General features: G+C 65.9%; 21 protein-coding genes and 3 pseudogenes. 16 read left to right on the plus strand and 8 right to left on the minus strand.

Features of this window, described 5'->3' with window-relative positions:
* From ACK4HL_RS18655 to ACK4HL_RS18670, 4 genes are all read left to right on the plus strand, one after another.
* Positions 1-924, plus strand: a 924-nt coding sequence (locus ACK4HL_RS18655) for a LacI family DNA-binding transcriptional regulator (RefSeq protein ID WP_409763704.1), incomplete at its 5' end; no start/stop codon positions are given.
* A gap of 123 nt (positions 925-1,047) precedes the next feature.
* Positions 1,048-2,214 (plus strand): alpha-hydroxy acid oxidase, encoded by a 1,167-nt coding sequence (locus ACK4HL_RS18660; protein ID WP_409763707.1) that lies wholly within the window; start codon positions 1,048-1,050, stop codon positions 2,212-2,214.
* 13 nt (positions 2,215-2,227) lie between these two features.
* On the plus strand, positions 2,228-2,917 hold the full coding sequence (locus ACK4HL_RS18665) for an RraA family protein (RefSeq protein WP_409763710.1): 690 nt from the start codon (positions 2,228-2,230) through the stop codon (positions 2,915-2,917).
* Positions 2,918-3,037: 120 nt separating this feature from the next.
* Positions 3,038-4,834, plus strand: a complete 1,797-nt coding sequence (locus tag ACK4HL_RS18670; protein WP_409763714.1) for a hypothetical protein — start codon at positions 3,038-3,040, stop codon at positions 4,832-4,834.
* A 3-nt stretch (positions 4,835-4,837) separates the two neighbouring features.
* Here the strand turns inward: ACK4HL_RS18670 and ACK4HL_RS18675 are convergent, their stop codons facing one another.
* The 5 genes from ACK4HL_RS18675 to ACK4HL_RS18695 all read right to left on the minus strand — a co-directional run bounded on the left by ACK4HL_RS18675 (position 4,838) and on the right by ACK4HL_RS18695 (position 12,346).
* A complete protein-coding gene (locus tag ACK4HL_RS18675) occupies positions 4,838-5,506 on the minus strand; it encodes a VIT1/CCC1 transporter family protein (protein ID WP_409763717.1) in 669 nt (222 codons plus the stop codon).
* 5 nt (positions 5,507-5,511) lie between these two features.
* Positions 5,512-6,591: a calcium/proton exchanger gene (cax, locus tag ACK4HL_RS18680; protein ID WP_409763720.1), complete on the minus strand. Its 1,080-nt coding sequence runs from the start codon at positions 6,589-6,591 to the stop codon at positions 5,512-5,514.
* Between the two features lie 11 nt (positions 6,592-6,602).
* Positions 6,603-7,847 carry a sodium/glutamate symporter gene (gene gltS, locus ACK4HL_RS18685; RefSeq protein ID WP_409763723.1) on the minus strand — a complete coding sequence of 415 codons (1,245 nt, stop codon included), beginning with the start codon at positions 7,845-7,847 and terminating at the stop codon, positions 6,603-6,605.
* Between the two features lie 73 nt (positions 7,848-7,920).
* A complete protein-coding gene (locus ACK4HL_RS18690) occupies positions 7,921-9,621 on the minus strand; it encodes an aspartate:alanine exchanger family transporter (protein ID WP_409763726.1) in 1,701 nt (566 codons plus the stop codon).
* Positions 9,622-9,631: 10 nt separating this feature from the next.
* Positions 9,632-12,346: a decarboxylase gene (locus tag ACK4HL_RS18695; RefSeq protein WP_409763729.1), complete on the minus strand. Its 2,715-nt coding sequence runs from the start codon at positions 12,344-12,346 to the stop codon at positions 9,632-9,634.
* 255 nt (positions 12,347-12,601) lie between these two features.
* Here ACK4HL_RS18695 and ACK4HL_RS18700 point away from each other — a divergent pair, with 255 nt between their 5' ends.
* From ACK4HL_RS18700 to ACK4HL_RS18735, 8 genes are all read left to right on the plus strand, one after another.
* Complete coding sequence (locus tag ACK4HL_RS18700; RefSeq protein WP_409763732.1) at positions 12,602-13,927, plus strand: OprD family outer membrane porin; 1,326 nt, start codon at positions 12,602-12,604, stop codon at positions 13,925-13,927.
* A 33-nt stretch (positions 13,928-13,960) separates the two neighbouring features.
* A complete protein-coding gene (locus ACK4HL_RS18705; protein WP_409763735.1) occupies positions 13,961-14,392 on the plus strand; it encodes a hypothetical protein in 432 nt (143 codons plus the stop codon).
* A gap of 2 nt (positions 14,393-14,394) precedes the next feature.
* The gene (locus ACK4HL_RS18710; RefSeq protein ID WP_409763738.1) at positions 14,395-15,615 is read left to right on the plus strand and encodes an HlyD family secretion protein; all 1,221 of its coding nucleotides are present in this window, start codon (positions 14,395-14,397) and stop codon (positions 15,613-15,615) included.
* A gap of 28 nt (positions 15,616-15,643) precedes the next feature.
* Positions 15,644-16,120 (plus strand): FUSC family protein, encoded by a 477-nt coding sequence (locus ACK4HL_RS18715; protein WP_409763741.1) that lies wholly within the window; start codon positions 15,644-15,646, stop codon positions 16,118-16,120.
* A 79-nt stretch (positions 16,121-16,199) separates the two neighbouring features.
* Positions 16,200-17,588: a DUF3300 domain-containing protein gene (locus ACK4HL_RS18720; RefSeq protein ID WP_409763744.1), complete on the plus strand. Its 1,389-nt coding sequence runs from the start codon at positions 16,200-16,202 to the stop codon at positions 17,586-17,588.
* 23 nt (positions 17,589-17,611) lie between these two features.
* The gene (locus ACK4HL_RS18725) at positions 17,612-18,556 is read left to right on the plus strand and encodes a DUF2950 domain-containing protein (protein ID WP_409763747.1); all 945 of its coding nucleotides are present in this window, start codon (positions 17,612-17,614) and stop codon (positions 18,554-18,556) included.
* A 120-nt stretch (positions 18,557-18,676) separates the two neighbouring features.
* Positions 18,677-19,897 (plus strand): NAD(P)/FAD-dependent oxidoreductase, encoded by a 1,221-nt coding sequence (locus ACK4HL_RS18730; protein ID WP_409763750.1) that lies wholly within the window; start codon positions 18,677-18,679, stop codon positions 19,895-19,897.
* A 37-nt stretch (positions 19,898-19,934) separates the two neighbouring features.
* On the plus strand, positions 19,935-20,984 hold the full coding sequence (locus ACK4HL_RS18735; RefSeq protein WP_409763753.1) for a threonine aldolase family protein: 1,050 nt from the start codon (positions 19,935-19,937) through the stop codon (positions 20,982-20,984).
* Between the two features lie 37 nt (positions 20,985-21,021).
* Here the strand turns inward: ACK4HL_RS18735 and ACK4HL_RS18740 are convergent, their stop codons facing one another.
* Positions 21,022-21,480, minus strand: a complete 459-nt coding sequence (locus ACK4HL_RS18740; RefSeq protein WP_409763765.1) for an Hsp20 family protein — start codon at positions 21,478-21,480, stop codon at positions 21,022-21,024.
* A gap of 248 nt (positions 21,481-21,728) precedes the next feature.
* Here ACK4HL_RS18740 and ACK4HL_RS18745 point away from each other — a divergent pair, with 248 nt between their 5' ends.
* Positions 21,729-22,067, plus strand: coding sequence for a hypothetical protein (locus ACK4HL_RS18745; RefSeq protein WP_409763756.1), 339 nt, complete (start codon positions 21,729-21,731; stop codon positions 22,065-22,067).
* Positions 22,068-22,187: 120 nt separating this feature from the next.
* Positions 22,188-22,769: a hypothetical protein gene (locus ACK4HL_RS18750; RefSeq protein WP_409763759.1), complete on the plus strand. Its 582-nt coding sequence runs from the start codon at positions 22,188-22,190 to the stop codon at positions 22,767-22,769.
* Here the strand turns inward: ACK4HL_RS18750 and ACK4HL_RS18755 are convergent.
* Positions 22,753-23,079, minus strand: a complete 327-nt coding sequence (locus tag ACK4HL_RS18755) for a hypothetical protein (protein ID WP_409763762.1) — start codon at positions 23,077-23,079, stop codon at positions 22,753-22,755. The genes ACK4HL_RS18750 and ACK4HL_RS18755 overlap by 17 nt on opposite strands.
* Between ACK4HL_RS18755 and ACK4HL_RS18760 the strand changes: the two are divergent.
* Positions 22,963-23,511: pseudogene (locus ACK4HL_RS18760) on the plus strand (alpha/beta fold hydrolase); the annotation flags it as partial. The gene ACK4HL_RS18755 and the pseudogene ACK4HL_RS18760 sit on opposite strands and share 117 nt — an antisense overlap.
* On the opposite strand, the pseudogene ACK4HL_RS18765 reads toward ACK4HL_RS18760, so the two are convergent.
* Positions 23,451-23,930, minus strand: a pseudogene (locus ACK4HL_RS18765) (dihydrofolate reductase family protein); the annotation flags it as partial. The pseudogenes ACK4HL_RS18760 and ACK4HL_RS18765 sit on opposite strands and share 61 nt — an antisense overlap.
* Before the next feature lie 2 nt (positions 23,931-23,932).
* Here ACK4HL_RS18765 and ACK4HL_RS18770 point away from each other — a divergent pair.
* A pseudogene (locus ACK4HL_RS18770) lies at positions 23,933-24,067 on the plus strand (fructose-bisphosphatase class II); the annotation flags it as partial.
* Between the last annotated feature and the right edge of the window lie 91 nt (positions 24,068-24,158).

Genomic DNA, 24,158 nt, shown 5'->3' on the forward strand with positions numbered 1-24,158 from the left:
CGCCGCACCAACAGCGCTGTGCGGAAGTTTGGCTGTGTGCCCAACGTGGCGGCGAGCCGGCTCGCCTCGGCGCGCAGCCACGCCATCGGCGTGCTCGTGCCGACGCTCTACAACGTCATCTTCGCCGAATACCTGCAGGCCCTCCACGAGGTGTTCCTTCCCGCCGGCTTCCAGGTGGTGGTGGTCAACAGCCGCTATTCGCTGGAAGAGGAAGAGAAGGCCGTGCGCACGCTGCTCGGACAGGGGGTCGAGGCGATGGTGGTCGTCGGCGTGAACCACACGGCACTCACCCGCCGGATGCTCGTCCGCGCGCGCATCCCGGTGGTGGAGACATTCCAGATCGCGCCCGAGCCCATCGGCCTCAACATCGCGCTCGACCAGGTTCAGGCGGGCTACGACGCGACGCAGTTCCTTCTCGACAGCGGATACCGCCGCATCGGGTTCCTGCTCGGCCAGCGGGACGAGCGGGCCCTGGAACGGCTTGCCGGATACAGGCGCGCCATGGCCGAACGCGGCCTCGACGGCGAGGAGCTCGCCGTGTCCCTGCCGAACCCCAGCTCGATTGCGCTCGGAGCCCAGCTCATGGCGACCCTGCACGAGAGGAAGAGAGTTCCCGAGGCGCTGTTCTGCATCGACGACAACCTGGCGCTCGGCGCAATGCAGGAGTGCCGGCGGCTCGGGCTGAAGGTTCCGGAGGACGTGGCGATCCTCGGTTTCCACGATCTCGAATTCGCCGCATGCGCCTCGCCTTCCCTCTCATCCGTGGCAACCCGCCGGCACGAGCTGGGCAAGCTCGCGGCGGAATCCGTGCTCAAGATGCTTGCCACCGGCACGCTCATGCGGAGGCAGACGATCAACCTCGGCTATGAGATCAGACCGCGGCAGAGCACCTCGGGTGGGGCCGGGCTGCGCCTGAAGGCGTGAGGGAGACACCTCTCACGGCCCGCGGCGCGGAGCCCGCGCGCGCAGGCAGCGAAAGGCCGCCCGGGGATTGCCGGTGAGAGGCCGGTGTGCTTCACTTTCCGCGACCTCTCCTCGCGGGCACGCATGAACGCCAAGACTCCGGGATGGATGCACAAAGCCTACAGCGTCGATGCCATGAGGGAACTGGCGCGCGCCGCCCTGCCGCGCCCCGTCTTCGATTTCGCCGACGGGGGTGCGGAAGACGAGCGGACGCTGAAGCGCAACGAGGCCGCCTTCGGCGCCGTCGATCTCCTCCCGCAGCCCCTGAGGGGCGCTGCAACGCGCGACCTTTCCCTCACGCTGTTCGGGAAGACATTGAGCCTGCCGGTGATCCTCGGGCCCACCGGCCTCGCCGGGCTGTTCTGGCCCGATGGGGAATGCTGCGCGGCGCGCGCTGCGATGGCGGCGGGAACCGGCTTCTGCCTCAGCCACGGCTCCGTCTGCACGCTGGAACGACTGGCCGAGACGGGCGCTTCACCGCGGTGGATGCAGGTGTTCATCTATCGCGACAGGGGCTTCACGCGCGAACTGGTGGAGCGGGCCGCAGCGGCGGACTACGACGCGCTGGTGCTGACCATCGACAACCAGCTGCTGGGCAGCCGCGAACGCGACATTCGCAACGGCTTTTCGATCCCGCCACGGCTCGGCCTGCGCGAGATGGCCGGATTGGCCACCAGGACCTCGTGGCTGTGGCGCATGCGCCGCGAGCTTCGCCGCATCACTTTCGGAAACTACGTGAAGCCGGGCGAAGGCGCGGAGATCAGGAAACTCGCCGGCCGCATGCCATCGCTGCTCGATCCCGCCATGAGCTGGGACGATGTCGACAGCGTCCGCAGGCTATGGAGAGGGCCGCTCATCCTCAAGGGCGTGCTCAGCCCGGCGGAGGCGGACATGGCGCGGCGGCGGGGCGTGGACGGCATCATCGTGTCCAACCACGGGGGGCGCCAGCTCGACGGCGCGCCCGCATCGCTCGACATTCTGCCGCGCATCGCCGAGACCGTGGCCGGAAGCATGCCGGTGCTGCTCGACGGCGGGGTGCGGCGTGGCGGCGATGTGGTGAAGGCGCTGGCACTCGGGGCCCATGCATGCCTCCTCGGGCGGCCGCAGCTCTGGGGCCTCGCGGTGGCGGGGGAAGCGGGGGTGGCGCATGTGCTCGACATCTACCGCCGCGAGATCGACCGGGTGATGGGCCTCTGCGGCCTCTCACGCCTGGCCGACATCGGCCCCGGCCTCTTGTTCCGGCGCAACTGACGGGAGCCGCCCGATGATCGACGAAACGCCCCTGCTGAGGATCCGCAGCGAGTTTCCCCGCCCCACCGCCCGACAGGTGGCGGCCTTCAGCGGCCTTCAGACCGGCTTTGCCGCCGACGCGATGAACGGGCGCGGAGCCCTCGATTACCGCATCAAGCCGCTTGCGCCCCTGCAAGAGCCGCTCGCCGGAATCGCCATGACGTGCCACTGCGGGCCGGCCGACAATCTCGCCCTGTTCGGCGCCCTCGCCTCCGCCAAGCCCGGCGACATCCTGGTCGCCGCAACGGACGGCTTCACCGGCACCGCCGTCACCGGAGACCTGCTGCTGGGCATGGCGCGCAACCTCGGCGTCCTGGGACTGGTGACGGACGGGCTGGCGCGCGATCTCTCCGGCATATTGGCGGTGGGCATTCCGGTGTTCTGTGCAGGACTGACGCCCAATTCCCCTGCCCGCAACGGCCCCGGCAGCGTCGGCCTTCCCGTGGTGATGGGCGGCGTCAGGATCGAGCCCGGCGACATCATCCTGGCCGACAACGACGGCGTGGTGGTCATTCCCCGCACCGAAGCCGAAGACGTCATCGTGCGGCTGGACGCCGTCCGCAGCGCGGAGGCAAAGCTCGATGCGGCGGTGAAGGGCGGGCTCGGCGTGCCCGACTTCATCTCCACCGTCCTTTCCTCCGGCAAGGTCAGCAGGCTGCCATGACGCCCTGACAGCCGACGCTTCCTGTCATGCAGCGTGCACTTTCGGGGGAACTTCCCTTACAGATTGTGTTCTGCAAAACTTGCGTGCGCGCGGCTGTGTTCGGTAGTAGTTTTCCCCATTATGAACTCCTTTGCGGCTTCTCAGGCGGGCACTCCGATCGAGAGCGTTACCGCACCGACCGCTGTCCCGGATCCGACCCTGCGGGACGAGCCGACACGCGAGGAAGTCGTCGAGGCGCTGCAGCGGATCAACGCGAGCAGGGATTTCGATGCGACCGACCGCTCCCGCCGGCTTCTCGACTATCTCGTGACGGAGGCGCTGGACGGCCGGGGAAACCGCATCAAGGCCTACGCGATTGCCACCGAGGTTCTCGGCCGTGCGACCAGTTTCGATCCGCAAAGGGACCCCATCGTGCGGATCGAAGCGGCGCGCCTCCGGCGGGTGCTCGAGCATTATTACCTGACCGAGGGCCGCAACGACCGGGTGATCATCGACATTCCCAAGGGCGCCTACACGCCGCGCTTCGCGCTGGCCTCATCGCTGAGCATGACGCCGCCCGTCCAGGGCGAGGAAACGGCAGAGGCGAGCGGGGCGGCGCAGGCGAGGAACGGCGGGCAGGCCAAGGGCTGGCAAGCCCATCTCGCCGCGGCATCGGTGATCGGCGCCCTCCTCCTCGGCCTCCTCGCCATCGCTTGGACGAGCACGCGGCAGACAACCGTATCCGACGCTGAAATGCAGATACCCGGCCTGCTGATCAGGCCGTTCACCGACCTCACCAACACCGAGAACTCCCGCCTCCTCACCACGGGCCTGACCGAAAGAATCATCGAAAAGACATCCCGATACAAGGATATCGCGGTGATCACCGGCGACGGCGAGCCCGGCTACACCTCCGCATCCCATGCCCGCTATGAGCTGGGCGGCACCGTCCGCGTCCAGCACGACACGATGGTTCTGCAGACCCGTCTCGTCGACCGGTCTGACGGGCGTGTCGTATGGGCGGAGAGTTTCGACATCCAGCAGCAGGCCGTCCAGCTGTTCCACGTGGAAGTGGAGATCGCCAACCACATCGCCACGATCATCGCGGAACCACGAGGAATCGTGGGCGAGGAGACGCGCCGCGAGTCATCCGAAGTGCCGCCCGACAGCTGGGGCGCCTATTCGTGCATACTGGAAGCCTACGCCTACCGCGCGTCTCTCGAGCCGAGCCAGCATGCGACCATCCGCCAATGCCTCGAGAGAGCGGTCCTGCAATACCCCGACTACGCCACCGCCTGGGCATTGCTGTCGCTCGCCTATGCCGACGAATTCAGGTTCTTCTATCCCCCGCCCGAGGGCAATGCCGTTCCAGCGCTGGCGAGGGCTTTCGAGGCTGCCCGGCGTGCGATCGACCTCGACGCATCGAACATCAGGGCAAGACAGGCGCTCATGATGACCCTGTTCTTCCAGAAGGACTACCGGGAGGCGATCGCCGTTGGGGAGGAGGCGCTCACCCTCAATCCCAACGATACGGAATTCAAGGGCGATTTCGGTTCCCGCCTCGCCCTTTTCGGAGCGTGGGATCGGGGCTGCGCGCTGGTGGACGACGCTCTCTCGACAGGCAGCCGCGACGTGGCCTACTACGAGATCATCCTGTCGCTCTGCCGCTACATCAAGAACGACTTCCAGTCAGCGGCCGACCTCGTTAGCCACGCGCGGGCAGACGGCAATCCGGCCTACCATGTGATCAGGTCCGCGATCCTCGCGGAAGCCGGACGGACCGAAGAGGTGGCTCAAAGCCGCAAATGGCTCGACCGGAATGTCGGAAACGAACTTCCATCCCTGATGACCAGCATGGCGGAACGCCTTGTGCGCGTGGAGGACAGGAAGCGTTTCCTCTCCTCGCTGGGGAAGGCAGGGTTCGACGTGCCGCGCTGAGGCTCAGCCTCCGAGCGCGATGGTGACCGCGACGAGCACGCAGCCGAGCAGGACCATGGCAAGCGATGTCCACCAGGGCGAGAGCCCGGAGACGCGGCCATAGGCAAAGCCAATGAGGGCAAGCATCCCCACGGCGATCGCGTTGGAGAGCCGCATCGCGAGCGGAAGGTCTTCCAGCACCATGAAGGGCGCGATCACCGGAAAGGTGGATGCGACGACGATGAGGAACACGGCAAGCGCGCCGCGCAGCTCATCGCCCCGGAGCCAACGGCCGGTGCCTGCGCCGGGAGACCTCAGGATGCGCATGCGGATGCGCTCCAGCACCTCGTGGTGAAGCTCCTCGGCCACCGCCCTCGGAACCTTCTCGCGGATCACGGAATGCGCCTCTTCCGAGCTTCCTGCCGCCTTCACGGCAGCAAAGGTCCTCCGATCCTCGCCGCGCTCGTGAAGGCTGGCCATCAGGTACATGACGGCGTCGATCAATCCCCAGGCAAGGTTGCAGCCGATGGCGCCGATCAGCACCGTCCTGACCTCGGCGCGGTCGGATGTCGCAACGCTCAGGGAACCCGTGAAGGTGAGCACCATGATGAGCCCGAACAGGATTTCGGACAACCGGTGGACCGGATCGAGAACCGTTTCCTTCGCTGCGCCCGCCTTTTCCATCTCCGGCATGGGTTTCAATGCGCAGGAGGAATGACGTACAGGGTGGCCGCGAAGACCGCATAGATCATGAGCATGAGCAAGCCTATGAACCAGGCCGACTGGCCTTTGACCGAGATGAGCGCAGAGGCCGTGGTGGCGACCAGGATCATGACCACCGCACCCGGCCAGAACTGCAGGGACATGGGCGCCGGACCGACCGCGTAGCTGAGCAGGACAAGGACCGGCACCACGAAAAGGGCGATCTGCGCCGAGCTACCGAAGGAGATGCCGAGGCTCAGGTCCAGCCGGTTCTTGCGGGCGGCGCTGAAGGCCGCCATCATTTCCGCGGCCGCGCCCACCGTGGCGACGACGATGAAGCCCACGAAGGCGGAGGAAAGGCCCAGTTCGGCCGATGCGCCGGTGAGCGATTCCACGAAGACTTCGCTCACCAGAGCCACGACGAGGGTGGTGCCGAGAAGCGTGGCGACGGCGATCGGCAGTGGCCACGCCAGGCCTTCGTGCTCATGGGCCTCGGCCGAGAAATACTTGCGGTGCGTGCCGAGCGTGAAGACCAGGCTCAAGGCATAGGTGGCCAGCAGGATCAGCGAAATCGCCAGGCTCAAAGACTGCGGAAGGACGTGGGAATCGGTCACCGCGAGCATGGAGGGTATCATGAGGCCGAAGGCGGCGAGAAACAGGAGCCCCACCTGCATGCGGGTGCTCGAGCTGTTGAACTGCTGAACGTGGTGGCGGAGCCCGCCGAGGAAGAACGACATGCCCGTCATGAACAGCGTGTTCGTGACGATGGCGCCGGCGAGCGAGGCCTTGACGAGGAGGTATTCTCCCGCCCTCAGTGCGGCGAGGGCGATGAGGAGCTCGGTGAGGTTTCCGAGCGTGGCATTGAGGAGCCCGCCGATGGTGTCGCCCGTGCGGGCCGCCACCTGCTCCGTGGCGAGGCTGAGAAGAGCCGCGAGCGGCACGATGGCGAGAATGGAGAGCACGAAGAGCAAAGTGTGGGAGGCTGGCTGCAGCGCATGAACGACGAACGGCACCGGCACCACCAGGAGAAGCCAGAGCAACCGGTTGTGCTGTATTTCCTTCAGGAGCAGCTGCATGGCCTTGTTCCTCAACCGCCCGATGCGGCGGGGGCGATGGCGAAATAGGGGAGCGCCAGGAACCCCTTTGCGACGAAGGCGTTGGCCAGGTCGACGAAGAAGGACCCGGCGAGCGTTATGAGCAGGAAGGCCTTGGGCGAGGGGCCGTAGCGGTGCCCCACCTCGTCCATCGTCGCCATGGCGACCGGCATGGAGGACAGGCCGAAGCCGAGAAAGCCGCCCGAAGTCACCGCCGCGTCATAGTCCTTCCCGAGCAGCCGGAAGAGCACGAAATAGGCGATCGCCACAGTTACCACGACCTGGACCACCACGTTGATGGCGAGCGGCAGGAGGATCGCCGCCACCGAGATGAGCGGCGTGGACATCAGCGCCATGACCAGGAAGAGCTGCAGCGCCAGGGCGCCCCCCTTCTCGATCGGCCCGAAATCGAGCTTGTAGCTGAAGAGATCGGCGAGGTTGGTGATCACCACCCCGGCAATCATGGCGGAGAGAAAGCCGGGGAGCAGTATGCCCGCCTCGCGCGCAAGCTCGTTGAGCTTCTCGCCGATCAGCACCGACAGCGCGAGGACGAAGACGGTGGAAAGGAGACTCTCGATCTGCGTGCCCTGAGGTGCCTTTTCCTCGCTTGCGGGAGGCGCCATGAAGGTGAGGTCGGTCGGGCCGCCGACGGAGCTCTTCAGCTTGTGACGCCTGATGATCCAGCCGGTGACGGGTCCGGCGACGAGGGCGCCCGAGATCACGGCGAGGGTCGCCGCGCCGACCGCGACCACCTGGGCGTGGACGAGCCCCTGCGCCTGCAGTTCCTTCGCCCAGGCCATGGCCGTGCCAGGACCTCCCACGAAGGACAGCGAGCCGACGAGGATGCCGTAGGCGGGGTGCGAGCCCCAGAGGCCGGCAATCACAGCACCTGTCACGTTCTGCGCCATGAGGGCGAGGACCGTCACCACGCAGAGGATGACGAGCGGCACGCCACCGCTGCGCAGGGCGGCAAGCTTCGCCGAAAGGCCGATCGAGGTGAAGAAGATCAGGAGGAGCGCATCCTTGGTGCGTGAACCGAAGGCGACATCGAAGTGGAAGAGAACCTGCATCAGCAGAACCATGACGGCAACGATCATGGCGCCGACCACGGCATTGGGCATGTCGATCCGGCGGAGGAAGGGAACAGCCTCCCGGATCCACCTGCCGATGAAGAGCGCGAGCACTCCGACAAGCAGCGTCGAGAGTTCGTCGAGTTCGAACCGTTGCATCACGTCCATGGCTGATTTTCACCGTCATGAAAGAAGGAAGAGAGAGGAAGGGCCGCCACGAGGCGGCCCCCAGCAAGCGTGATCACTGGGCAAGGACCATCGCGAAGTAGCCGAAGACCGTGAGCAGCACGCCGGAGACGGCGTAGGCCACCGGAAACCCGATCCAGGGCACGTTGCTCTTGATCTCGACGGCTGCCTCGCGGCAGGGGCCGGAGTGGCTGCGGGCACCTGCAACCCCACCCATGAGCACCGCCGGGTTCATCTTGAACACGTAGTGGCCGATCGACCAGACGATGAAGGGCGGGATCGAGCAGGCGATGAAGCCGATGACGAAGATCTTGAGCGCCAGCGCACCCGTCAGCTGCGTGAGCAGCGAGTTGCCGGCATTGATCCCGACGATGGCGACGAAGACGATCAGCCCCAGGTCCTCGAGGATGTTGCGCGCGGCGTTCGGCGTGTTGCCGAAGAAGCGCACGCGCGAGACGAGCGAGGAGACGATCACGCCCGACACCAGCAGGCCGCCCGCGTTGCCGAGGCCGACGGAGGCGCCGAAGGCCGGGAACTGGATGGCGCCGATGAGGAAGCCGAGGATCATCCCGAGCGACAGCGTGAGGAGGTCCGTCGCCGTGCTCGGCCGCACCACGCGGCCGAACATCGCGCCGACGCTGCTCACCGCGTCCTTCAGGCCGACGACCGAGACGATGTCCATGCGCTGCAGCTTCGTGTTGGTGCCGATCGGGACCGGCACGCCGCCGCGCTCGAGCTTCACCACCTGGATCTGATCGACGCCGGGCAAGGCCCGGAGCTCGGACTGCGAGAGCTTGAGCATGTCCTTGTTGGTGACCACGATGTCCGCCGTGTCGAGCGGAACGTCGAGCGCCAGCTTGTCGGAGACCTCGGGGCCGATGAGCCCCATCTTCTCCGTCATCGTTTCGCGGCGGCCGCCAAGGGCGATGACGTCATTGGCGTTCAGCCGGAGATCGGGCGCGACGCCGAGGCGTTCGCCGTCGCGCACCACGTTGACCACCCGGTATTCGGGGTTGGCGCGGAGCAGCTCGCCCACCGTCTTGCCTACCCAGGCCTGGTTCTCCAGGCGGTAGGCCCTGAGCGCGCCCGCCGTCCAGCCGGACAGGGTGGGCAGGTCGCCGCTGGTCACGCCGAACTTGGTCTCATATTCCTTCGCGGCCTGTGCGGCGTCGAGGCCCCACCAGCGCGGCAGATACTTGGTGATGAGGATGATGCCGACGGTGCCCCAGATGTAGGTGATGCCGTAGGAGAGCGCGATCATGGCGCTCACCTGTTCCTTGCTCGTGCCCTCGGGCAGGGTGAGGACGCCGGCGTTCACCGCCTCCTCGGCGGAGCCGATCGCCGCGGACATGGTCTGCGAACCGGCGAGAATGCCGCCCGCGGTGCCGGGAGGAAGGTCGAAGAGCCTGACGCCCGCCACCACGAGGAAAAGTCCGGCGACGCTGCTGACAACCGCGAGAAGCGTGAACTTCAGCCCGTCTCCCCCAAGGCTATTGACGAAGGAGGGGCCGACGCGGAGCCCCACGCCGTACATGAACAGATAATAGAACATCGACTTGGTGAAGGTGTTGAGCTCCAGCTTCACGCCGTAGACGGAACCCCAGACCGACAGTCCGCAGCCGACGATGATGGCGGCGGCGACCATGCCGAGCCCATATCCGCCGATGGTCTGGCGCCCGAGCCAGACGGCGAGCCCCACCGTCAGGAAGAGCAGGATGAAGGGATTGCTCCCGAGAAAATCGAAGAAGCTTGCCATGATATCCCCCTCAGGCTTTCGAGGTCTTGTTGCGGCCGGCGCCGAGCGCGTCGGGCTTGATCAGCTTCAGGCCGCGGGCGGCCTCGTAGCCGTGGATCTCCTTGACATCGAGCTTGCGCATGAAGCCGATGGTCTCCGCCGTCAGCACCTGTCCGGGGACCATGATCGGGAAGCCCGGCGGATAGGGAATGACGAAGTTGGCGGAGACGAGCTCCGGCCCATTGGCGAGCCGCTTGTCCATCTCCGGGCCATTGAGCGGCACGTATTCACAGGCGCTCTCGTCATAGGCCATGAAGAAGGCCGTGCGCATGTCGCCCTCGGGCGTGAGCTTGCCGGCATCCTTCCGGAAGGCATCGTGGAAGCGGCTGAAATTGGGAAGATCGGGAACGTCGTGCATGAGACTCCTGGTGCGGGCGGCGAAGGCCTTGCGGGCCCCTTCCCCACCGCTCCTCAGGCGCTCCTCGATCTCGCCGCAGATCTCGATGAGCACGCGCAGCAGGTGGGCCACGTCGCTCCGCGTGTTGTTGATGTTCGACTGCAGCAGAACCGAGTTGCGGGAGGTCTTGTTGACCTGGATGTTGAAGCGGCTCGCAAGGAGCCCCTTGAACTGCGTGCCGTCGAAGCCCGCATCGCCGCAGACCAGGGTCATGCGGGTGGGATCGAGATAGAACTCGTCCTCCTTCATCGACTTCACCACGTCGCCCCAGGTGGTGCCCGGCGCCAGATAGTCCTTGAAGCCGGATTGCCGGTAGGCGTCCGGGATGAGCTCATCGGCGCCGAGGATGCGGAAGTACTTGGAGATGAGCGGATGGCCGTTCACCGCATGCCTGATCTTGAGCGCGATCGAGATGGCGTTCATGACCAGGCCGTAGCCTTCGAGCTCCATCTGGCGGCGCGCCACGTCGAGGCCGGCGATCAGCTGCTGGTTCGGGCTCGTCGAGGCATGGGTGAAGACCGCCTCGTGGAACTGGCTCTCGACCTTCGGGTAATCGACGTCCTTGACGAGCACCATGGAGCCCTGGCGGATCGCGGACATCGACTTGTGCGTGGAATTGGTCTGGTAGACGCGGAGCCGCACTTTCCGGGGATCGGGGATGAGGCGGGTCTCGAGCAGCTTCTCACGCGAGGGCTTGGGCCCCAGTTCCTTCTGCTGCTTCTCATAGGCCTCGACCGACGCGGGATCGGCAAGCCAGGCCTCGAGTTCGGCGGCGGCACCCATCGCGGTTCGCGGCCTCAGGAAGGGCGACCAGCGGGCAAAGCCGGACCATGCCTCATCCCAGAGGAAGATGAGGTCGGGCTTGATCGCCAGGCATTCCTGCATCACCCGGAAGGTGTTGTACATGTGCCCGTCGAAGGTGCAGTTGGTGAGATCGAGAAGGCGCACACGGTCCAGGCGGCCTTCTTCCTTGAGGGCCAGCAGCGCCGACTGGATGGCTTTGAGCGGCACGGCGCCATACATCGAGAACTGGGTGAGCGGATAGGCCTCGACATAGATCGGCTGCCCGCCGCCAAGGACGAGGCCATAGTGATGCGACTTGTGGCAGTTGCGGTCGACGATCACGATGTCGCCCGGCGCGACCAGCGCCTGCACCACCATCTTGTTGCTGGTGGAGGTGCCGTTGGTGACGAAGAAGACGTGGTCCGCACCGAAGGCGCGCGCCGCCATCTCCTGGGCCTTCTTGATGTTGCCGGTCGGCTCCAGGAGGCTGTCGAGGCCGCCCGTCGTGGCGCTGCTTTCGGCGAGGAAGAGGTTGATGCCGTAGAACTCGCCCATGTCGCGGATCCAGCCGGAGCGGAACACCGATTTGCCGCGCGCGATGGGAAGGGCGTGGAATGTGCCCACGGGCCGCTGCGCATAACGCTTCAGATTGTCGAAGAAGGGCGTTTCGAAACGGGCCTGGATACCCTCGAGGATTGCGAGGTGAAGCTCGAGAACCTCCTCGACGGCATAGAAGATGCGGCGGACGCATGCCGCATCAGGCGAGGCCGCGAGCGTCTCCACCGCCCGGTCGGACGTGACGTAGAGATCGAGTTCCGGACGGATCTTCTTGATGAGGCCGGCGAGCGTGAGGGCCGAGGAACTCGCCTCGAGCTTGCCGAGCGCCGAATCGAGAAGCTTCCGGAGGACCGGCGCGTCATGGACCGAGCGCAGGGCGAAGCCCTCCGCGACGATGACGGAGAGGATCTGCGGGTTGACCAGCACTGCGCAGAGGGCGTCCTCGAAGCTTCCCACGATCACCGGCTCGTAGCAGAACTGGTCCTCGACCCGGCGGAGCTTCCGGAACTCGGCCGCCATCGCGGCCCAGCGGGACTGCGGCTGCGGCGTGACGAGCAGCACCTCGAAATAGGGCCGGTGCCGATCGCGGCCCGACACGACGCTGGGCAACACGTCCGACAGGCCATCTTCGGCATCCGCGGTGGCCTCGCCATCCACCTGGGATGCATAGGCATTGGTGAGAATGGCATCGGCGATCCGCCTGATCATCGCCGCGGCCGCCGCCGATTCGCCGGCGGCGATCCTGTCACGCAATCTGGCGAGGAGACGCAATCCAGGATAGGCGTGGAACTCCTCGATCAGGAGAATGTCGCGCAGTTCCTCTTCGAGCTTGGCGCGGCTCCCCCCGCCTGCAGCCCAGGCCTCCGCCGCACTCAGCACTTCGCGCCACTGGTCAGCCCGCGCAGCATGCATCACCAGGAACTGATCGATTCGATTCGTGACCGACATGACATTCTCCCAAGCGCGCCTGCGCCAAAAAGCAGGGCTTCACACTCAATCTTCGAGAGATACACGCAACTGCGGTCCGCCGGAATCGCCGGAGGGGGAAAATGCCCGTAAATGCGCGTAAATTACGGTAAGTTACTGCCCCTCGACCGCGCCTTCGGTTGACCCCCGACATCCTTGGGCACAACATGCGGGCTGCCGAGCCATCTTGCTGCCGGTGCGCCCGCGCCAGCCATTCCTGCCAGGTCCCCGAGGAAAATGCCGAAGCTGTCACGTGATCAATTTGCCGGACTCCTGCTGCTGACGGCAGGCACGGCGGCCTCACCCGCGACGCCCGCCCTGGCGGCCGACGTGGCGCCACCGGCGGTGAACGAGTTTCAGCGCGCCTTCTTCGACGATGCAACCTTCACGTTCCATCTTCGCAATTATCTTCTCGACCGCTACGACAGCACGGGCAACGATCCAGCTGCCTGGGCACTGGGCGGCTGGCTTGGCTATGAGACCGGCTGGCTGGGCGAGATCCTGAAGTTCGGCGTCGTGGGCTACACGTCCCAGCCGCTATGGGCCCCGGAGGACCGCGACGGGACAACACTGCTGAAGCCCGACCAGGAAGGCTATTCGGTGCTGGGGCAGGCCTATGCCGCGCTGAAATTCGAGGAGCAGGTCCTGACGCTCTACCGGCAAACCGTCAACCAGCCGGAGGTCAACCTGCAGGACAACCGCATGACGCCCAACACCTTCGAGGGCGGCTCGCTGAAGGGCGACATCGGTCCGCTCAGCTATTATGCCGGCATGCTGACCACGATGAAGAAGCGGAACTCGGACGAGTTCGTGAACATCGCCGAGGCGGCGAGCGAAGGCATCAACGAAGACTCATACATGTATCTCGGCGGCCTGGAGTTCTCTCCCATCGAGGAGCTGAAGGCGCGGACATCGCTCTATGTCGTGCCTGACCTTCTCGCCTCGTCCTATTCCGACGCCGTCTGGAATCACGACCTGACGGAGGAAACCAGACTCCGCCTTTCCGGCCAGTTCATGTTCCAGTCCGGCATCGGTGACGAACGTCTGACCGAACCCGACTACGACGGCTGGATCGGCGGCATCAAGGGCGACGTCATCTACAACGGCCTGACATTGACGGCAGGATACACGTTCGCGAACGACTTTTCAGGCACCGAGGACGGCTGGCAGGCACCCTATGGCTCCTGGCCGGGCTACACCAGCATGATCGTCAAGGATTTCAATCGAACGGAGGAGCAGGCACTGCTGCTTGGCGCCTCCTTCGACTTCGAGCAGGTGGGTCTTGAGGGCCTCGTATTCACCGCAGCGGCGGCCTTCGACCTGGCCGTCGGCGAGAACTCGAAGGGCGAAGACCTGCCCGAGTGGAACGAATACGACTTCACCGCAGACTACCGTTTCACGTCGCTCAGCGAGAACGTGGAATGGGACTGGCTGACGCCCCTGTGGCTGCGCGCCCGCTATGCACGCGTCGACACGGAAAACCCGGACAACACGCGCGATCAGCTCGACGATTTCCGGATCATCGTGAATTATGAACTGCAGTTCAAAGGCAGCGATCTTTAGCCGGCCGCGAGCCGGCGGAACGGAATTGAAGCCATGTCGGCATCGATGAACCCGCTTGCTCCGCATACCCTGCCGTGGTTCGTGACGGCACCGGGCGATACGGACTGGCTCTATGCGGTCACCACGCTCGTCGTGGTCGTCTGCGTCGTCCTTCTGGGCGTCTTCTTCTTCTGGCTACACTCGCTGCCGGAGCGGATGGGGCACAAGAAGCTGCAATTCGAGATCGTCGCCGTTCTGGGGCTGATCTCGCTGTTCACCCATCAGCACATCTTCTGGATCATCGGGCTGCTGCTTGCCGTCATCGAAATCCCCGACATCCTCTCTCCGCTGCGCCGGATTGCGGCCGCAGCAGAAAGGGTTGCCGGCCTGCCGCCGGGAGATGCCCCGCTGCTGCCGCCGCCGCCGGAAGCAGCCCAGCAGCAAGCCGAGCCCCAACCCGCCGCGCGGCCCGTGGAGCATGCCTGATCATGCTTGAGATCACCCTCTGCTCCCTGCTGACGATCCTGCCCGACTATCTGATCCGCCGTTTCCTCCAGGGCCGGAAGATCACCTTCTTCTCGGTCTGGTACGAGCTGCGCTGGGGAATCACCGGCTGCCTCCTCCTCACCATTCTTCTCATCACCACCATCTTCTACTTCCATCCCTCCACCACCAGCGCCACGTCGGTTTTCCGGACCGTTCCCGTGCTGCCGGAGACGAATGGCCGGGTCTCCGAGATCTTCGTCAAGGTGCGCGACACGGTGGAGAAGGGGCAGCCGATATTCAGGCTCGACAGCACCGAGCAGGAAGCGACCCTCGAACTCGCCAGGCGCCGTGTGGCGGAGATCGACGCACAGACCGTCATGGCGGATGCCGACATTCAGGCCGCCATGGGCCAGGTCCAGCAGGCGGAGAACGCGGTGAAGCAGTTCGTCGACGAGCTTGCCGTCAAGCAGGAGCTGTTCGACCGGAAATCCGGAACCGTCTCGCCGCGTGAGCTCGAGCGTCTGCAGACCGCGCTTGCCGGGGCGGAAGGCCAGCTCGCCGCGGCGCAGGCGGCGCAGAACGCGGCGGAAGTGCGGGTTTCGACACTTCTTCCCGCCGAGAAGGCCAGCGCGGAGGCGGCCCTCAAGCAGGCCCAGGTCGACCTCGACAAGATGACCGTCTATGCCGGGGTGAGCGGCCAATTGGAACAGTTCGTTCTGCAGGTCGGCGACATCGTGAACCCTTTCATGCGCCCGGCGGGAATCCTCATCCCGGCGGGCGAAGGCCCACGCCGGCTGCAGGCCGGATTCGGCCAGATCGAGGCCGGGGTCCTGAAGCCTGGAATGGCCGCCGAGGCGACATGCGTGTCGAAACCCCTCGAGATCATTCCCCTGGTCGTTGTCGGCGTGCAGGATTTCATTGCTTCAGGCCAACTGCGCGCCGGAGAGCAGCTCGTGGATGTGGCGCAGATTGCCAAGCCCGGCACCATCCTGGTGACACTCGAGCCGCTTTTCGAGAATGGGCTGGAGGGAATGACGCCCGGCAGCAACTGCATCGTCAACGCATACACCAGCAATCACGAGCGGCTGGCGAACGAGGATCTTGGTTCGCTCCAACGCTTCGGACTTCATGCCATCGATGCGATCGCGCTCGTGCACGCCATGATCCTCAGGGTGCAGGCGCTGTTCATCCCGGTCCGGACCCTGGTGCTGACCGGACATTGAAGGAGGAGCCCTCGCGGCGTCACGTTTCATGATCGGGTGGCCAGACATCCAACTCGCAGTTCGCGCTTCCGTGGCGGCGATCGCCTCGCTCTTCGTGGCGCAGTGGCTTGGGCTGCAATACCCAATCTACGCCTTCATCGCGGCCGTCATCGTGATGGACCTGAGCCCCCGCGTCAGCCAGAGGCTCGGTCTCCGGCGCCTCGCAGCCACGCTTGTCGGCGCGTTCTGCGGGGCATCGCTGAGCTTCCTGGTTCCCCACGGCCCGATCGGCGTCGGGGTGGGTTTCCTCCTCGCAATGCTCGTAGCGCAGATCCTGGGAACCGGAGAGGGCGCGCGGGTCGCCGGCTACATCAGCGGCATCGTGCTCCTCGAGCATAGCGCCGAGCCCTGGAACTATGCCTTCCATCGCCTGGTCGAGACGGCACTCGGCGTCCTCTTCGCCTGGGCCATCAGTTTCCTTCCCAAGCTCATCACCGGAGGAGAGAAGGCGGACGGGAGGACCTGAGCCATCCTCGGTTTCGATCCATGACCTATTCGACCAACACCGATCCGCACAGACTTGTGCGCCAAGCAGGAGGCAACTCGTGACACGCTCTCATCGGATATTCCTCTCGGCCGCAGTCGCGGCCATGCTCGCCCTGGGCCTGGTTCCCGCGAGAAGCCAGACGGACACCGCAAGCACAGCCCAGGGCGGATCCGTGCAGACGCCGGAACCGCTCTCGGATGAGGAGCTCGAGGTTCTCGTGGCCCGCATTGCGCTCTACCCGGACGAACTCGTCGCGGTGATCTCCGCAGCTTCCCTCTATCCGCTCCAGATCATCGAGGCCGACCGGTTCCTCGACGAGCACAAGAAGAACAGCGAGCTCAAGCCGAAGGCCACCTGGGACGGCAGCGTGGTCTCGCTCCTGAACTACCCCGAGGTCGTCCAGATGATGAGCGACGACCTCGACTGGACGCAGATGCTGGGCGAGGCCATCCTCAACCAGCAGGACGGCGTTCTTTCCGCCATACAGCAGCTGCGCGAGAAGGCGGTCGCGGAGAACATCATCAAGACGGACGACAAGGTCAAGGTCGTCGAGGAAGAGGACAACATCGTCATCCAGCCGGCGAGCACGGAAGTGATCTACGTTCCGCAATATCCGCCGGAGATGCTCTACGAGGAGGACTACCCCTACGAGCCGGTCGCCTATTATCCTGAGCCCTATCCCTATTATTACAGCCCAGGGGCGGTGTTCTTCGCCGGCGCCATCACGGGTGCGTTCTGGGGCGCCGTGATCGACTGGGACGACGGCTTCTGGGGCGGCGACTGGGACTGGAACGACGGCTGGGGCGGAGATGTCGATATCGACATCGACTGCAACAAGTGCATCATCGGAAGCGACTTCGACGGCCGCATCAACATCAACGACGTCGACTGGAAGAACATCGATCGCAGCAAGATCAAGTTCGACAGGAACCAGCTGAGCAAGATCGACCGCACGAAGGTCAAGAACACGATCAAGAGCAGCGACAGGAACCGCGTCAAGAACAAGGCCGCCAACCGCGAGGGCAACCGCGCGAGCACGCTTCCGGCGAAGGGCGGAAGGCCCGTCAAGGACGTGCGGGCCAGCACGCTCGAGGGACTGAAGAAGCAGCCGGGCCCGAAGCCCGGGACCAAGGACCTGAAGGCGGCGCGGCCGGGCGACGGGAAGCTGCAGGGCGCGGGCACGCCGGGCAAGAAGCCTGCCTCCGGCAAGATCGACCGGCCCGTCGGAAAGAAGAAACCCGCTGCCAAGGTCGACAGCAGGCCGAGGAACCCCTCGCCCGTGGGAGAGATGAAACGCGGCGTCGATGCAAAGAAGCAATCAAACCGCGGCGCGAAGTCAATGGGCGGCGGAGGATACAAGAGGCCGTCGGGCGGTGTTTCCGGGATGAAGAAACGGCCGATGCCGCGCGGCGGTGGCGGCCGCAGCGGTGGACGTGGCAGGCGCTGAGCAATCAAACGGAGGACAGGATCATGAACATCAAGCAGATCGCATCCGCTACGCTCCTCGGCGCCGCGGTGCTCATGGCGCTCCCCCTCGCCACCCCGCCTGCGCTGGCGCTTTCCGAATCGCTCGAGGAGTTCGTCGGGCCCGAGCCGCCGCTCTTCGACACGCCCGAAGCAGCCCTGGAAGCATTCAAGACCACGCTCGCCAAGGGCGACCTGGCCGAAATCGCCGCTCTTCTCGGCCTCGATGCCGAGAAGCTGAAGAGCGCCGAAGGAATCGGCGAGCGCATCGAGGAGCTGCGGACGGCCACCGCGCAGCTCGCCTCGATCAAGGGCAGCGAAAACCAGCGCATCATCAGCGTGGGGCGTGAGGTCTGGCCTTTCCCCTTCCCGCTCGTCAAGAGCGACAAGGATGGCAAGTGGGCGTTCGATACCGTTGCGGGCGTGGAGGAGATCGTCAACCGCCGGATCGGCGAGAACGAGCTTCAGGCCATCGAGACGGTGCGTCTCTATGTCGAGGCCCAGCGCGACTACGCCATGGAGGACCGCGACCTCGACGGCGTTCTCGAATACGCACAGAAGCTCATCAGCACCGAGGGACAGACCGACGGACTCTACTGGCCCCCCGAGCAAGGGGACGGCGAAAGCCCGATGGGTGAAAGCATAAACCAGGCTGCCCTCGAAAAGGCTGCCGCGGGCCAGGGTTACTTCGGCTACAGGTTCCGCATCCTGCCGCGCCAGGGAAGCAACATTGCCGGCGGGGCCTATGACTACGTGATCAACGGCAACATGATCGGGGGCTTCGCGCTCGTCGGCTGGCCGGTCGACTATGCGCGGACGGGCGTCAGCACATTCGTCATCAGCCACGCGGGCATAGCCTACGAGAAGGACCTGGGGCCCGAGACGGAAGAGCTGGTGAAGGCGATCGACTCCTTCGATCCCGATGGCAGCTGGGAGGTCATTCCGGATTGACGGGGAGCGACGGGCAAGGAAACCAGCCCGTCGCCCGACATGCGAGCGCTGCACCCGGGGGTGCTGGAAATGGCGGGCGGGATCGCGTAACCACGGCCGGCAGAACTGGCGGAGCGTGGGATGTCGGAAGCGGGAATGGTGATCGTGGGCGGTGGCATGGCGGGCGCGCGGGCGATCGTGAGCCTGCGCGCCAATGGCTGGCAGGGGCCGGTCACGCTGGTTTCCGAGGAGACGCTGCTGCCTTATGACCGGCCGCCGCTCTCCAAGGCGATGATCACCGACGAGAAGGAGCCTGCACCTGTCTCGCTCCTCGACGAGAGCATGATCGCCTCGCTCAACGCGGTGTTCGTGCGGGGCGCGCGGGCCACGGGGATCGACCGCAAGGCGAAGGCCCTCGTGCTCGAAGACGGCCGGGCGATTTCCTACGACAAGCTGCTGATCGCGACCGGCGCCAAGCCGCGCCGCCTTGCCATCGAAGGAGGCGAGCTTGCCTATACGCTGCGCGACTTCGCCGATGGCGACCATCTCAGGAGCAGGCTCCGGGCCAGCGCATCCGCCGCCATCGTGGGCGGCGGCTTTATCGGGCTCGAGCTGGCGGCGAGCGCCAGGAAACTCGGATGCGCCGTCACGCTCGTCGAGGCGCAGCCACGCATCCTGATGCGCGGCGTGCCGGAGGAGATCGCGCGGGTGGTTCATGCGCGGCACCTCGAGGCGGGCGTGACGATGGAGGTGGGAACGGCGCTCAGGGCCGTGCGTACCGACGGCGTGGAAATGGCCGACGGGCGCAAGGTCGAAGCCGAGATCGTGATCGCCGGGATCGGCGCCCAGCCCGCCACCGCGCTCGCCGAGGCATCGGGGCTCGCGCTCGACAACGGCATCGCCTGCGACGCGACGCTGAAGACGAGCGACCCCGACATCTACGCGGCGGGCGACTGCTGCTCCTTCCCGCATGGGCTGTTCGGCGAAAAGCGCATCCGCCTCGAAGCCTGGCGCAACGCCACCGACCAGGCCAATGTGGCGACCGCGAACATGCTGGGTGGCGACAAGCCCTATCTCGCCGTGCCGTGGTTCTGGTCCGACCAGTACGACCTCTCGCTGCAGATCGCCGGGCTCCCGGGCGAGGGCGTGAAAACGGTGCGCCGCGCGGTGGCCGAACGCGCCTTCCTTCTGTTCCACCTCGACCATGGGGGGCGGCTGGTCGGCGCCTCCGGCATCGGCCCCGGCAATTCCATCGCGCGCGAGGTGAAGCTCGCGGAAATGCTGATCGGACGGAGGGCCGCGCCCCCGCCGGAGGCACTCGCCGACCCCGCCGTTCAACTCAAGGGCCTGCTCAAGGCCTGACACCCGCTCACATTCATTCCTGTAAGGACGTGCATTCATGAATTTCGCATCCGACAATGTCTATGGCGTTCATCCGAAGATCCTCGCGGCGCTGGCCGAGGCCAATCTCGGCACGGCACCTTCCTATGGCGGCGACGGGCTGACGAAGCGGGCCGAGGAGAAGCTGAGGGAGGTGTTCGGCTGCGATCTCCGCGCCTTTCTCGTCACCTCCGGAACGGCGGCGAACGGGCTCGCCCTTTCCGCCATCACGCCGGGGTTCGGCGCCATGCTCTGCCATGCCGAGGCGCATATCTCGGTCGATGAATGCAATTCCCCGGAGTTCTTCACCGGCGGCGCGAAGATCCTCGGGCTGCACGGGCCGGCGGGCAAGATCACGCCGGCCATGGTGGAGAAGACGCTCAAGGGCTTCATCCGCGGCGAGCACGACCCGAAGCCCAAGGGCGTTTCGCTCACCAACGCCACCGAGCTCGGCACCGTCTATTCGCCGCAGGAGGTGAAGGCCTTCTCGGACTTCATCCGGCCGAAGGGCATGAAGCTGCACATGGACGGGGCGCGTTTCGCCAATGCGCTGGTGGGGCTCGGCTGCACGCCGGCGGAACTGACCTGGAAGGCGGGGGTGGACGTCATGTCCTTCGGAGCCACCAAGAACGGGGCGATGATGCTGGAGGCGGTGATCTTCTTCGACCTCGGCCTCGCTGAGGATTTCGCCTACCGCCGCATGCGGGGCGGGCAGCTCATGTCCAAGAGCCGCTATCTCGGGGCGCAGATGCTGGCCTATCTCGAGGACGGCCTATGGCTCGACAACGCGCGGCGGGCCAACGCCCTGGCGCAGAGGCTGGCCACGGGGCTGGCGGAGGTGAAGGCCGTCCGCGTGCCGAACCCGGTCCAGGCGAACGAGGTCTTCGCGGTGATGCCCCGGGTGCTCTATGACCGCCTGCTCTCCTCCGGGGCGCATTTCTACGACTGGATGCCGGACAGCCTCGGAGACGGGATCGGCCCCGAAGAGGTGTTCGCCCGCTTCGTGCTCTCCTTCGCAACGCCGGAGGAGGACGTGGAGAGCTTCCTGAGGCTGGTGACGAAGGGGTAAGGAAAAGGGCGCTCCCTTGGGAGCGCCCATCTGTCCTTTAGGCGGCCTTCCTGGCCTCGATGGTCTTCTGGGCCTGGACGCCGTTCACCGGGATGGTGCGGGGCTTCAGGGCTTCCGGCACTTCGCGCTTCAGCGAGATGTGAAGGAGGCCGTTCTCCATGCCGGCGCCATTGACCTGAACGTGGTCGGCGAGCTGGAAGCGGCGCTCGAAGGCGCGGGACGCGATGCCCTGGTGGAGGAATTCGCCCTTCTGGTCGGTCTTCTCGGCCTTCTTGCCGGAGACGGTGAGCGCGTTGCCCTTGACCTCGACGTTGATGTCCTCGGGCGCGAAGCCGGCGACCGCCATGGTGATGCGGTACTCGTCCTCGGACAGGCGCTCGATGTTGTAGGGGGGATAGCTCGGCGCCTCGAAGGTGGAGGCCTCGTCGAGCATGCGGGCGAGGCGGTCGAAACCGACGGTGGAACGATAGAGGGGGGTGAGGTCGAACATGGTCACATTCTCCTTGAGCAATGTCACGTTGTGCCCGCCCAAAGGGGCCGGGCCGGTCAATCCTGCGGACCCGGAATGGCGCCCGCAGGGTTCAGATAGGCAGCGGCGCTGCGGTTTCAAGCCCCCCGCCCCGGCGTCCGGCGGCTGAACGCCAGATGAACGCGCGGTTCTGACCCCGTTCAACGAGCCACTGCTAGTTTCCGCTCCAACGATGGCCAAGACGGACATCGAAGCATCAGACAAGGAGCACTGACATGATGATGAAGTCCCTGATCGCCGCCACCGCCGTCGCCGGCGCCATGACCCTGGCCCTGCCCGCTTCCGAGGCCAAGGCCGACGTGGATGTGAATATCGGCATCGGCCTCGGCGGTTACTACCCCGGCCACTATTACGGCGGCTATCCCGTGCGCCACCGCTACAAGGTCAGCTGCCAGACCGGCCGCAACATCGTTGACCGTTCCGGCTTCAACCGGGTGCGGGCGATCGACTGCACCCTGCCGAGCTACAAGTACTCGGCCTGGAAGCGCGGCCACAAGTTCGTGGTGAGCGTCAACCGCACGGGTGACATCACCCGCGTCCGGAAGGTATTCTGATCCCTTCTGCACGGAACGGAAAGGGCGCCCTCGAGGCGCCCTTCCAATTGTCTTGCACATGCCGCAGAATCGCCCAGAAGGCGGACGAGAACAGCGGCATCCAGGAAAGAGGAACATCACATGCGGGTTCGCGGTATCACCCTGTCGCTGGCAGCCTTGTTCGCCGTGGGCGCATGGGCCGACGAGGCAGCGGCCGACCACCGGCCGACGCAGCGGCGCGTCTACAGCGACGAGGGCTACTATGGCGGTCCGCCCTTCATCCGCATGGTGCCGGGGCTTCGCATCTTCTTCGGCGACTACGCGTTGACCGAAGAGGAATTCGACGCGCTCTACGGCAATGACCGGCGCTACTCCGAGCGCTATGACGAAGACGAGCCCGCCCCGCCGGTGAAGCGCAAGAAGACCGAGAAGAAGAAGGCGGCGAAGCCCGCCAAGCCCGCGGCCAAGGCCGGTGCGGGAGACCAAACCGCCTCGATCGACAAGGACAATGGCGAGAAGGCAACCAAGAAGGCGCCCGGCGCGGCAGGCCTCTCCTGCGAAAAGGCCACCTCCGTGGTGAGCGGCTACGGCTTCTCCAGCGTCACGGCCGAGAGCTGCAGCGGCAAGACCTATGCCTTCAACGCCACGCGCGACGGCAAGAAGTTCGCGGTGAAGCTCGATTCCGCCAGCGGCGAGCTGACCGAGGTCAAGAAGCTGCCCTGAGGAGATTCAGGGCGGCTTGCCCCGCGGGGTGCGGCGGCACTATGCTGCGGCGCTCGAGCGCGTCGCCATGGACCTTCATCCCATCCCCGAGAACCCCTTGCCGCCCGGCGCGGCGGCAGTCGAACTCGTCACCCGAGACAAGGCGCGCCTGCGCGCCATGCGCGCCATCCCCGACGATCCCCGGGGGACGGTGGTGCTGCTGGGCGGGCGGGGAGACTTCATCGAGCGCTATTTCGAGACGACGCGCGATCTGATGGCGCGAGGCTTCGCCGTGGCGGCGATCGACCTGAGAGGCCAGGGCGGCTCGCAACGCTTCACCAGCAACCCCTACCGGGACCGCCTCAAGTCCTTCTCCGCCTTCGACGAGGACTTGCGCGCCCTCATGGAGGGGCTGGTGATGCCCTCCTGCCCTCCCCCCTATTACGCGCTCGGCCATTCGACGGGCGGCCATGTGCTGCTCCGGGCTCTGCGCAAGCATGACTGGTTCGAGAAGGCGGTGCTGGTCTCGCCGCTGGTCGAGATTCTCTACGGGCCGTGGCCCAGGCCCGCGGTGAGCCTCCTCGTCGCGGCGGCCAATCTCACGGGGCTCGGCGGCATGTTCCTGCCCGGCGTGCGCCGGAAGCCCATGGGGCGGGCGGATTTCCCGGCAAATCCCCTCACCTCGGACCCGCGGCGCTGGGAGCGCGACAGTGCGACCCTCGAAGCGGCGCCGCAGCTGGGCCTCGGCGGCCCCACCTTCTCCTGGCTCCGCGCCGCGCGGCGCTCGGGCGTCGCGATCCGCCGGCGGTACCCCTCGGCCTCGATCGTGCCCGTGCCGGCCAGCACGGCATCCGACGCGTCGCGCAGCGCACGGAAGATCGCGCGGTCTCCTGGCGCATGCTCACCAATCGTCCCCGACTCCCCGCCGAGCGAGATCGAGCCATCCAGCGTGGTGACCATGTTCGCCAGCACGTACGGGCGATCCGCCGGGACGCGGGACGGGCGCAGCGAGGCCAGGAGCTCGTCGGGTGAACCGCCGACGGGAAGGAGCGTGCGCAAAGCCATCCCCCAGCAGCCTACGAGCCGGTGCGCCGCGTCGATAGGCTGCGCGGGCCCCGCCGCCCCTGGCCGGGCACACCGGCGCCGCCGGCCAGCAACCGAGCTGCACCCACCTTGGAGCATTGATGTCGAGCCCCAGCCAGACCCCGGATCGCAACCTCGCCCTCGAGCTCGTGCGCGTCACCGAAGCCGCCGCGCTCGCCGCCGCCCGCTGGATCGGACGCGGCGACAAGGAAGCCGCCGACCAGGCCGTGCGCGACTGCTTCGGCAAGGACCCCGCTCCTCGCTTCAACTTTGTCATGGAGCAGGCCAGCGAAGCCGACGACGTAGACCTGTAGAATACTCTTCTTC

Source organism: Aestuariivirga sp. (assembly GCF_046294715.1).
Lineage (GTDB): Bacteria > Pseudomonadota > Alphaproteobacteria > Rhizobiales > Aestuariivirgaceae > Aestuariivirga.